At 27.8% G+C, this 8896-nt stretch carries 7 protein-coding genes and 1 pseudogene; 5 read left to right on the top strand and 3 right to left on the bottom strand.

Features of this window, described 5'->3' with window-relative positions; translation table 11 throughout:
• Together HMPREF3131_RS10040 and blaZ are read right to left on the bottom strand one after the other, a co-directional pair.
• Positions 1-860: ApeA N-terminal domain 1-containing protein (locus HMPREF3131_RS10040; RefSeq protein ID WP_141738208.1), on the bottom strand; the 860-nt coding region annotated here is incomplete at its 3' end.
• A 410-nt stretch (positions 861-1270) separates the two neighbouring features.
• Positions 1271-2116: a penicillin-hydrolyzing class A beta-lactamase BlaZ gene (gene blaZ / locus HMPREF3131_RS10035; protein ID WP_012818090.1), complete on the bottom strand. Its 846-nt coding sequence runs from the start codon at positions 2114-2116 to the stop codon at positions 1271-1273.
• A gap of 106 nt (positions 2117-2222) precedes the next feature.
• Here blaZ and blaR1 point away from each other — a divergent pair, with 106 nt between their 5' ends.
• The 5 genes and pseudogenes from blaR1 to HMPREF3131_RS10010 all read left to right on the top strand — a co-directional run bounded on the left by blaR1 (position 2223) and on the right by HMPREF3131_RS10010 (position 7434).
• On the top strand, positions 2223-3980 hold the full coding sequence (blaR1, locus tag HMPREF3131_RS10030; RefSeq protein ID WP_011117503.1) for a beta-lactam sensor/signal transducer BlaR1: 1758 nt from the start codon (positions 2223-2225) through the stop codon (positions 3978-3980).
• Positions 3970-4350 (top strand): penicillinase repressor BlaI, encoded by a 381-nt coding sequence (blaI, locus tag HMPREF3131_RS10025; protein WP_001284656.1) that lies wholly within the window; start codon positions 3970-3972, stop codon positions 4348-4350. Before blaR1 ends, blaI begins: the two co-directional genes overlap by 11 nt.
• Positions 4351-4613: 263 nt before the next feature.
• Positions 4614-5207, top strand: a complete 594-nt coding sequence (locus HMPREF3131_RS10020; RefSeq protein ID WP_000690638.1) for a recombinase family protein — start codon at positions 4614-4616, stop codon at positions 5205-5207.
• Positions 5179-6626: pseudogene (locus HMPREF3131_RS10015) on the top strand (Mu transposase C-terminal domain-containing protein). Before HMPREF3131_RS10020 ends, HMPREF3131_RS10015 begins: the two are co-directional and overlap by 29 nt.
• A complete protein-coding gene (locus tag HMPREF3131_RS10010) occupies positions 6619-7434 on the top strand; it encodes an AAA family ATPase (protein ID WP_000164962.1) in 816 nt (271 codons plus the stop codon). The pseudogene HMPREF3131_RS10015 and the gene HMPREF3131_RS10010 overlap by 8 nt, the downstream one beginning before the upstream one ends.
• Before the next feature lie 63 nt (positions 7435-7497).
• Here the strand turns inward: HMPREF3131_RS10010 and HMPREF3131_RS10005 are convergent, their stop codons facing one another.
• Entirely contained in the window at positions 7498-8748 is a 1251-nt protein-coding gene (locus HMPREF3131_RS10005) for a type IIL restriction-modification enzyme MmeI (RefSeq protein WP_256262202.1), read from the bottom strand.
• Between the last annotated feature and the right edge of the window lie 148 nt (positions 8749-8896).

Genomic DNA, 8896 nt, shown 5'->3' with positions numbered 1-8896 from the left:
TGTTCAATAAATTTTGGCGTATACATTAACTTAATATAATTTGAAAATATATCTTGAAACGAATCATGATTATTATAAAAAAAAGAATAAATATTTGATAAATATTTATTAAGGAAATCTTTTGTAACGTACGTAATTTTTGTTTTATGGTGCTCCTTAAAATTGAATGGTAAATCTACAAAAACCCTAAAAGCTTCTTTTTTAGAATACAATATGATACTTTCAATTTTATGTTTTTCATTAGTTATAAAGCTAAAAATGTAAGCAATATTAAGGGCATCTGAAATACATTTATCACTAGTTAAATTGTTTTTATACTCAAATTTTAGTGAATTCTCATATTGAAAGGTGATTTCGTTAAATCTAGTTCTTTTACGATTTATTTTACAAGCTGAAGAAAGACGAACTTCATTCAATGAAATTATTTCTTTCTTTAGATTAGCTTTATCGATAGAAATAGTATATTCATTATTTGTTTGATCCCTTTTAATATCAAATGGTATGTGATTTATATTTTCTTTTAGACCACTAAATTTAACACTTATGCTATCAAAAGTTTTAGGAATCTCTGTATGAGAAATAGATACCCAAATTTGAGTGAATAAATACTCATATTCGTTACTTCCTGGAAAATTTATAGTATGCCTCGATAAAATGCCGTTTCTAAGATACAATGTTTCTCCTTTTGCAGTAATAAATTGGCATTGGTTTATTCTTTCTTCATAATCCATATCAGTATTAAATAATAATTGATAATTACTACCATCACTTTTTAAAATTCCAGCTTCCTTAAAATCAGATATAATTAATGTTCCAGATATTTCAAAAGTATCAGTATTACTAATTTTTTTTAATTTCATTAATAAACTCCTTGCTTACCAATATAAAATAGTATTTATATTATATCATTTAATTTCAGAGTGTATGTGCTTTTAGAGTACACCCTAATCATACATATATAATTGTTGAATTTATAGCAATTGTCACTTTGCTTGATATATGAGAATTATTTAACCTTATAAATGAGAAAAAAGCAACGCACTTTAAATAAGATACGTTGCTTTTTCGATTGATGAACACCTATAATTAAAATATTCATCTATTATTTATGATTTTTTGTATATACAATATTTCTAGTTTGTTAAAGAGAATTAAGAAAATAAATCTCGAAAATAATAGAGGGAAAATCAGTTTTTGATATAAAAATTATACATGTCAACGATAATACAAACTATAAGATGATATCAGTATTTATTATGCATTTAGAATATTAAAATTCCTTCATTACACTCTTGGCGGTTTCACTTATCAACTTATCATTTGGCTTATCACTTTTATTGTCTTTATTCGTAAAAATGACTAAAACAATAGGTTCAGATTGGCCCTTAGGATAAACAAAAGCAACATCATTTCTAGAAGCATATGTTATTGCTTGACCACTTTTATCAGCAACCTTATAGTCTTTTGGAACACCATCTTTAATTAAAGTGTCTCCGTTTTTATTATTAAACATTAAATCAAGTAAGAAATTTTTATTTTTTTTGCTTAATTTTCCATTTGCGATAAGTTTATTTAAAGTCTTGCCGAAAGCAGCAGGCGTTGAAGTATCTTTTTTGCTCTTTGGTGAATAGTAATTTAATTCTATCTCATATCTAACTGGATTTGTTACTTTATCTCCTAGTTCTTTTAGATGTTGTTTAACTTTTTTGATTCCACCGATTTCTTTTATAATTTTATTGTTTGCTGTATTATCACTATATGTCATTGAAGCCTCAATAAGTTCTTTTAAAGTGATATCTTTTCCTACATATTTTTCTAAAATAGGAGAATAAGCAACTATATCATCTTTGTTAATATGTACTTTTTTATTTAACTTATTATAAGGTACTTGTTCTAACAAAATAGCACTATTTATCGCTTTTGAAGTCGAAGCATAGGCAAATCTCTTATCTGAATTAAATTTTACTTCCTTACCACTTTTAGTATCTAAAGCATAAACACCAATATGAGCATTATATTTTTTTTCTAAATCATTTAACTCTTGGGTATGTGAACTGTTTGAATTACATGCACTTAAAACTAAAGCAATTACAATTAAAAATATTAACTTTTTCAAAATAAACCCTCCGATATTACAGTTGTAATTTTTATAAATCAATAATATTACAATTGTAATATCGGTGTCAATAGTTTATTATAAATATTTGAAAGAAGGTGTTGAAATGGCTAAGTTATTAATAATGAGCATAGTAAGCTTTTGTTTTATATTTCTATTGTTATTATTTTTTAGGTACATATTAAAACGCTATTTTAATTATATGTTAAATTATAAAGTTTGGTATCTAACTCTTCTTGCAGGATTAATTCCTTTCATTCCTATTAAATTCTCTTTTTTTAAATTTAATAATGTGAATAATCAAGCGCCCACAGTTGAAAGTAAGTCACACGACTTGAACCATAACATAAATACCACCAAACCTATTCAAGAGTTCACAACAGATATCCATAAGTTTAATTGGGATTCAATTGATAATATCTGCACAGTTATTTGGATAGTTTTAGTTATTATTTTAAGTTTTAAATTTTTGAAAGCCTTATTATATCTTAAATATTTAAAGAAACAGTCACTTTATCTAAACGAAAATGAAAAAAATAAAATAGATACGATACTTTTCAACCATCAATATAAAAAAAATATTGTGATTCGAAAAGCAGAGACTATTCAATCTCCAATAACTTTTTGGTATGGGAAATATATTATTTTGATTCCTAGTTCATATTTTAAAAGTGTAATTGACAAAAGACTAAAATATATAATATTGCATGAATATGCTCATGCTAAAAATAGAGATACTTTACATTTAATTATCTTTAATATCTTCTCTATTATTATGAGTTACAATCCATTAGTACATATTGTAAAAAGAAAGATAATTCATGACAATGAAGTAGAAGCCGATAGATTTGTCCTTAATAATATTAACAAAAATGAATTTAAAACTTATGCGGAATCTATTATGGACTCCGTATTAAATGTTCCATTTTTTAATAAAAATATATTAAGCCATTCATTTAATGGTAAAGAGTCATTACTCAAAAGAAGATTAATTAATATAAAAGAAGCCAATCTGAAAAAACAGTCCAAATTAATTCTAATTTTTATTTGTATTTTTACTTTTTTGCTCATGGTAATTCAAAGCCAGTTTTTGATGGGGCAATCCATAACTGATTATAATTATAAAAAGCCCTTACACAACGGTTACCAAATTTTAGATAAAAGTAAAATTTTTGGTTCAAATAGTGGATCTTTCGTCATGTACAGCATGAAGAAAGACAAATACTATATTTATAACGAAAAAGAAAGTAGAAAAAGGTATTCTCCTAATTCAACTTATAAAATTTATTTAGCTATGTTTGGACTTGACCGACATATTATAAATGATGAAAATTCACGTATGTCATGGGATCATAAGCATTACCCTTTTGATGCTTGGAATAAGGAACAAAATTTAAATACAGCAATGCAAAATTCAGTTAATTGGTACTTCGAACGTATTAGCGATCAAATACCAAAGAACTATACTGCGACTCAACTCAAGCAATTAAATTATGGTAATAAAAATTTGGGAAGTTATAAAAGCTATTGGATGGAAGATAGTTTGAAAATATCTAATCTTGAACAAGTAATAGTTTTTAAAAATATGATGGAACAAAATAACCATTTTAGTAAAAAAGCAAAGAATCAATTATCTTCTTCATTATTGATTAAGAAAAATGAAAAGTATGAACTGTATGGGAAAACAGGTACAGGTATAGTAAACGGGAAGTATAATAATGGGTGGTTTGTAGGTTACGTAATTACAAATCATGATAAGTATTATTTTGCTACACATTTATCAGATGGAAAGCCATCTGGGAAAAATGCTGAATTAATCAGTGAAAAAATATTAAAAGAAATGGGTGTTTTAAATGGCCAATAAGCAAGTTGAAATATCTATGGCTGAATGGGATGTTATGAATATAATATGGGGTAAAAAATCAGTATCAGCTAATGAAATTGTAGTTGAAATTCAAAAATATAAAGAAGTTAGCGATAAAACGATTAGAACATTAATCACAAGACTATATAAAAAAGAGATTATAAAACGATACAAATCAGAGAATATTTATTTTTACTCATCAAATATTAAAGAAGACGATATTAAAATGAAAACTGCTAAAACTTTTCTTAATAAACTGTATGGAGGGGACATGAAAAGTTTAGTGCTGAATTTTGCGAAAAATGAAGAATTAAATAACAAAGAAATTGAAGAATTGCGAGACATTTTAAATGATATTAGTAAAAAGTAATTAGAGATATGTTTCAAACATAATACATATGTAAACTATGCTTGACTCTTATTAAATTAGTTTTGTTAATAACATTTAAAATATATTATTAAAGATGAGAGTGTACAGAAAATAACCATTTTCTGTACACTCTTCTTTTATGTCTAAATAAGTAAGAATTACATAGGATTATGTGTTCAAAAACCCAACAAAAAATCTATGTTCATAAAAGACCTTGTAATTAAGTTATGGTACACTGAAGATGTATATAGGAGGTTTGTATTTTGAAAATAGGTTATGCAAGAGTTTCAACTGGATTACAAAATTTAAATTTACAGGAGGATCGATTAAATACATATGGTTGTGAAAAGATATTTAATGACCATATGAGTGGTTCAAAAAGTAAAAGACCTGGTTTAGATAAAGCAATTGAATTTGCGAGGTCAGGAGATACGATTGTTGTTTGGAGATTAGATAGATTGGGACGTAATATGGAGGATTTAATCACATTAGTTAATGAACTTAACGAACGAGGTGTAAGTTTCCATAGTTTAGAAGAAAATATAACAATGGATAAATCAAGTTCAACTGGACAATTATTATTTCATTTATTCGCAGCATTTGCAGAATTTGAACGTAATTTAATTTTAGAGCGTTCTTCAGCTGGCCGAATTGCAGCACGTGCTAGAGGCCGATATGGAGGCAGACCAGAAAAATTAAATCAAAAAGATTTAAACTTACTTAAGACACTTTATGATAATGGCACGCCAATTAAGACAATTGCAGAACAGTGGCATGTTTCACGTACAACAATTTATCGTTACCTCAATAAATTGGAGGACAAGGAAGATGAAAAACAAGGAGAAGTATCTAACTAATTTTTCTGAAGCCAAACGTAAAAAAGCTACTCAAAAGTACAATATTATAAAACCTTTTATCCTAGGCGAACAATCTTTATCAAGTATTTCTAAAAGTAAAGGGATTGCGTTAAGCACCCTTTATAGATGGAATAAGTCATATAAAGAACAAGGACTTAAAGGACTAATCTATGCGACAAGAGCTGATAAAGGAACACGTAAAATAGAACCAAAGATAATTGATGAAATTGAACGCCTTGCGCTTATGAATAAAAGAAATAGTATAGCCACAATTCATAGGAAAATCACTAATTACTGTAAAGAAAATAATTTTGATATACCAAGTTATAAACAAATTTATAGTGTTATTAAAGCGATGCCTAAGTCTGTTATTGATTTCTCTCATCAGGGTGAAAAATACTATCAAAATAAGTACGATTTAATACAAATTAGAGAATCCTCGAGACCCAATGAAATATGGCAAGCAAAGCAGACCATACTTTGCTAGATATCTTTATATTAGACCAAAAAGGTAATATCAATAGACCATGGCTAACTATTATTATGGATGACTATAGTCGTGCAATTGCAGGCTATTTCTTAAGTTTTGATGCCCCCAATGCTCAAAACACAGCATTAACACTACACCAAGCAATATGGAATAAAAATGATACCAATTGGCCAGTGTGTGGTATACCCGAAAAATTCTACACAGATCATGGAAGTGACTTTACTTCACATCATATGGAACAAGTCGCTATTGATTTGAAAATTAACTTGATGTTTTCGAAAGTTGGTGTTCCTCGTGGTCGTGGAAAAATAGAACGATTCTTTCAGACAGTTAATCAAACTTTCTTAGAACAACTGCCTGGATATATAAACAATAATGATACTCCTAGTAATCTAATAAATTTTCACAATTTTGAAGAAAAATTACGTTACTTTTTAATTGAAGATTATAATCAAAAAGAACATAGTACTATTCATACCACGCCTATCAGTCGTTGGAATAGTAATCACTTTTTCCCTAATATGCCAAGTAGCTTAGAACAACTTGATTTATTATTGTTGGAAATACCTAAATCTAGAAAAGTTCATTCAGATGGCATTCATTTTCAAGGTTTTCGATACAGTAATACTAATCTAGCAGCTTATGTAGGTGAATATGTACTGATTCGTTATAATCCAAATGATATGGCTGAAATACGTGTGTTTTATAGAGATGAATTTCTTTGTACTGCTATATGTCCAGAAATAGCTGATTACTCCATAGATATAAAAGACATACAGCACGCTCGTAGTCAGAGAAGAAAACACTTAAAACAAAATATTGCTAGTCCAAGTACCACGGAATTAATTAAGGAAGAAAAAAATTGTGGTTATTCACCTCAAGAAACGACTAAAAACGTCAAAAAATTAAAGAGGTATCGTAATGACTAAAAATCAAAATTTCATTGAAACGAAAGAGTATAAACGCTTTGCTGAATTTTGTGATGCTTGTATTAAATATCAGTATATTGGTATATGTTATGGTCAACCTGGTGTCGGAAAAACTTTATCGTCTAGGTATTACACAAATTGGGATACTATTGAAAAACAAGTTAACCATAGAGGTTGGGAAGATTTAGCTAGTAAAACGACCGATGACATACTATCGGTGGATAAAATATTTTATACTGCACCAGCAGAAAAACAAACTAAATTAAGGAATGATTTATATAGTATTACTGCAAGCATTGATTTGGGTCAAAAATTACATGTTGTAAATAAGTATGGACATGAACATAGTAAACATTATAGTGATATGTTTAAATATATTGATTTAATTATAGTAGATGAGATTGATCGCCTTAAAGTGCAACATTTAGAGCAATTAAGAGCTATTTATGATGAACATAATTTAGCAATGATATTTATTGGTATGCCGGGTATAGAGAAAAAACTATCTCGTTATCCTCAACTATATTCGCGTATAGGTTTTGCGCATGAATTTGATAATCTAAGTAAAGATGAGACGCATCATATATTAGAATATAAGTGGCAAGATTTAGGATTTGATTTAAAACTCGAAGACTTTACTGATTATGAGGCAATAACGACGATTATTAAAATTACAAAAGGGAATTTTAGGCTGATTCATCGTTTATTTGCGCAGATAGACAGAATTATGGATATAAATGGTTTAGATAAAATAAGTACAGAAGTTGTAGAAACAGCTAGAGATAGTTTAGTTATAGGTATTCGATAATAGAAAAAGCAACGTATTTTAATATAGTGCGTTGCTTTTCTCATTTATTAGGTAAAGTCATTCTCATATATCGAGTAAAGTGACACCCTTTATTAGTTTAATAGCTTCGTTTTCTAGGCGTCTTATACTTATATAAGTTTCTGTTAAAAAATTGCCACTTCCACACGCAGGGTCAAAAAATGTTAATTCAGATAATTTTTTTTGAAATCCTATTAATTTATTTTTTAGCGTTTTTGTCTGCTTTGTTTTTTTTATTTCATCTAGTTCTTCTCTTAATTCATTTAAAAACAATGGGTCGATTACTTTGTGAATATTTTGAATAGTTGTATAATGCATTCCTCCTTCACGTTTAATTTCAGGGTTCAACGTAGATTCAAATACTGACCCAAATATTGTAGGACTTATATAGGACCAATCAAAATCGTGACTTGCATTATTTAATATAAGATCACGTAGTTCATCTGTAAATTGTGGTACCTCAATATTATTTTCTGAAAACATTCCACCGTTTACATAAGGAAATTCATTTAATTTTTCATCGAGATAAGGATCTCTTAATGACACAGGAGTATTTAAAACTTGAAACAAGTCTATTATTGCATTTCTAAAAAACCTAGTTTCAAAATCGACTAGGTAATCATAAAACATATTTTTTCTGCCAAATATACCTGAATCTTCTGCATACAAGCAAAAAACTATGCGTACACATAACTGGTTTATAGATTTTAAAGAATCAGGGTCTTTAGGATTTTTGTACTGTTTTAATAAGCTTTCATAAATTTTACCAACAATTTCTCCAGCTTTCATAGAAACTTTAGCTTCTTTTTCTATATGTTCATTATTTTTATCTATTAAGAAATCTAATCTATAATAATCTTTTTCTAAATCCTCAAGTCTAATAACTTCCTCTTCAAAATTTGGGTTTTCCATATCATATACGTAAAACTCTTTAAAATTACATGTTATTATCCAACGCGGTCTTTTAGAATAAGGTAAATTAGCTGAGTACCTTTTTGCTTGTTGAAAAGGAGTTAAAAGAGTTCCATCAGATTGTTTTATAGCTTTTTTCAAACTTTTATTTTTACTCTTTTGTTCTATTAACACATTAGTTTTAGATATATAACCATCCATAAAACTTGTTTTATCTATTAAAACATTATCTTCAAAAGTTATGTAGTCTACCGCATTTTCAATGCCATAAACATGTTCTAATAAATCTAACCAAAAAGATTGACTATCTTTTTTTTCTTCTCCCCTATTTTTCCATCTTTCAATAAATTTTCTAGCTTCTTTTTTTTGTTCGTTAACTTTCATTATAAGCTCCTTCTCTTTTGATTATTGTTTTTGAATGCCGCGCCAAATTTTCATCACTGATGTATCTTATTTATCTAATAATTTGTCTTATACATCTTGTTTAGATAGCTGTACTTTGGTTCTGTTGCAAAGTTAGAAAAATATAGCT

Source organism: Staphylococcus sp. HMSC14C01 (genome assembly GCF_001808085.1).
Taxonomy (GTDB): Bacteria; Bacillota; Bacilli; order Staphylococcales; family Staphylococcaceae; genus Staphylococcus; species Staphylococcus hominis.
Note: the sequence above shows the minus strand (reverse complement) of the source record. Positions and strands in the feature narration are given on the sequence as shown.